The sequence below is a fragment of the Pseudomonas sp. AF03-9 genome (assembly GCF_020515815.1).
Classification (GTDB): domain Bacteria; phylum Pseudomonadota; class Gammaproteobacteria; order Pseudomonadales; family Pseudomonadaceae; genus Aquipseudomonas.
Genome location: NZ_JAHPJF010000008.1, coordinates 1 through 2,402, shown reverse-complemented (window position 1 = coordinate 2,402; position 2,402 = coordinate 1). Strand labels below are relative to the sequence as shown.

General features: G+C 54.1%; 3 protein-coding genes. All 3 read left to right on the top strand.

All coding sequences use genetic code 11. The features are described from left to right. Positions 1-104: 104 nt before the first annotated feature. The 3 genes from birA to LIY36_RS12610 are packed head-to-tail and all read left to right on the top strand — an operon-like array spanning position 105 to position 2,257. Complete coding sequence (gene birA / locus LIY36_RS12620; RefSeq protein WP_226455855.1) at positions 105-1,064, top strand: bifunctional biotin--[acetyl-CoA-carboxylase] ligase/biotin operon repressor BirA; 960 nt, start codon at positions 105-107, stop codon at positions 1,062-1,064. Continuing rightward, entirely contained in the window at positions 1,054-1,803 is a 750-nt protein-coding gene (locus tag LIY36_RS12615) for a pantothenate kinase (protein WP_226455854.1), read from the top strand. Before birA ends, LIY36_RS12615 begins: the two co-directional genes overlap by 11 nt. A gap of 7 nt (positions 1,804-1,810) precedes the next feature. Further along, positions 1,811-2,257 carry a hypothetical protein gene (locus tag LIY36_RS12610; RefSeq protein ID WP_226455853.1) on the top strand — a complete coding sequence of 149 codons (447 nt, stop codon included), beginning with the start codon at positions 1,811-1,813 and terminating at the stop codon, positions 2,255-2,257. Positions 2,258-2,402 lie beyond the last annotated feature (145 nt).

The window sequence follows — 2,402 nt, the reverse complement described above, 5'->3', positions numbered from 1 at the left end:
TTGACGTGGCCACGTCTCGCTTTTCAGGCGCTAAATTCTCGGCTTTCTATGCAATGACCCTGCGCATGGCTATCATGCGGGCCTCATTGTGAGGCGATACTTGCATGCTGACGTTGTTAGAACTTCTGAAAGATGGCCGATTCCACTCCGGAGAAGCACTTGGCGTGGCCCTGGGTGTCAGTCGCAGTGCTGTCTGGAAGCAGCTCCAGCACCTTGAGGCGGAATTAAATCTGCCCATTCATAGGGTTCGTGGAAAGGGCTATCAGTTGGCCTCCCCACTGGTGTTCCTGAGCGCTGAAAAAATTGCACTGAGCGCGCCTTCTCTGGCGTGGCCTATTCAAATTTACAACTCTATTGATTCCACAAATGCAGAGGCTCTACGTCTTGTTGATGCGGGACGTGCGGCGCCCATCCTGGTGCTTGCGGAGCAGCAAACAGCGGGAAGGGGGAGGCGCGGCCGAAAATGGGTCAGTCCATTTGCACAGAATGTTTATTACAGCCTCGTGCTGCGTATCGAAGATGGCCTGCGGCAGCTGGAAGGCTTGAGTCTCGTTGTTGGCTTGGCGGTTATGCAGGCTTTGCGTGAGTCAGGTGTGCAGGAGGCTGCGCTGAAGTGGCCAAATGATGTCCTTGTGGGGCAGAAAAAAATTGCCGGGATTTTGCTGGAGTTGGTAGGAGATCCTGCTGATATTTGCCATGTTGTTGTCGGAATAGGCATCAATGTGAATATGCACAAAGCCGATGCTGTCGACCAACAGTGGACCTCGATGCAGCTTGAAACGGGCGTACCAGTTGATCGGAACGTGTTGGTCGCGCGGCTGGGGCTGCAGTTGCAAGGCTACCTGGCGCGGCACAAAGCTGAAGGTTTTGCGGCTCTTCAGGGGGAGTGGGAGCAGGGGCATGCGTGGCAAGGGCGGCAGGTCTCTCTCATTGCTGGAGTTAATCAGGTTGATGGTGTGGTGCTGGGCGTCGACCATCAAGGGGCGTTGCGTTTGAATGTTGATGGTGCTGAGAAAATATACAGCGGTGGTGAGTTAAGCCTGAGGTTGCGTGATGATTCTTGAGCTCGACTGTGGGAATAGCTTTATCAAATGGCGTGTACTTGACACGGATCGGGCGGATGTTTCAGTGGAAGGTATCGTTGGTTCGGACAGTGCTTTGATTGATTGCTTGGAGGTGCTCCCAGGCTTGTTGCTGACGCGTTGCCGCTTGGTGAGCGTCAGGGCGCAGGAGGAGACCAACAAGCTGGTCGCGGCCTTGGAGTCGGCTTTTGGCGTCATTGTGTCTTGTGCCTCCTCTGCGCGTGAAATGGCCGGGGTGCGCAACGGCTACGAAGACTTTGAACGTCTGGGGCTTGATCGTTGGTTGGCGATGTTGGGCGGATTCAAGCTGGCTTCAGGCGCTTGCCTGGTCCTCGATTTCGGCACAGCGGCGACTGCGGATTTTATTGGCGCAGATGGTGAGCACCTGGGCGGCTTCATTTGTCCTGGTATGCCTCTCATGCGTAACCAATTGCGTACTCATACCCGCAAGATCCGTTACGACGATGCTGCTGCCGAGAGAGCTCTGGAGCGCCTCTCTCCAGGGCGTACCACGGTGGAGGCGGTCGAGCGTGGTTGTACACTGATGCTCAGGGGGTTTGTACTGACTCAGCTGGAGCTGGCTCGTAGCTATTGGGGTGATAACTTCACCGTATTCCTGACCGGCGGGGATGCGGACCTGGTTTCGGGGGCCGTGCCGCACGCTCGATTCGTTCCTGACCTGGTATTCGTGGGTCTTGCGATGGCGTGCCCTTTATCCTGAGGTGTTTATGCGTTGGTTGTTTCTACTTTTACTTGTCCTCAACGCGTTTTATTACGTCTGGCATCAACAAGAGGCGCCGCTACGGGCCAAGGATGTCACGCCTTTGAGTCTTTATCGGGGAACTCAGCAGGATATTCGTCTGCTGAGTGAGTCTTCTGATGCGGTCGGTCGTAGAGATCGAGCAAAAACCGCGGATGCGCAAAATACGTGTTTGTACATAGGTGGATTTACGGATCAGCGCCAGGCGCAGGCGCTTGAGCAGCGTCTGATTAGCCTGGATATAAAGGCCAAGGTGCAACTGCTGAGCACTCCTGACGCTTCTGGTTATTGGCTTCGCGTGGCGCCTGAAAGTCGGCGATTGGCTGATGATCTGCCCTTTGAAAACCTTGCTAATGAATTCAATGAGTTAAAACATAAAATAATGTTGTGCGAAGGCGTTGCAACTCTCGAATAGTTTGCATAGAATGGCGCCCGCTTCGCAGTGAAGACCTTTAAGGCCTTAGCTGCAAAGCAATCGTCAATGCAGCTAACCTCATAATTTAAATGAGAAAATGCTTGACAGAAGGCCGGCGTGATGTAGAATGCCGGCTCGCTTAGGA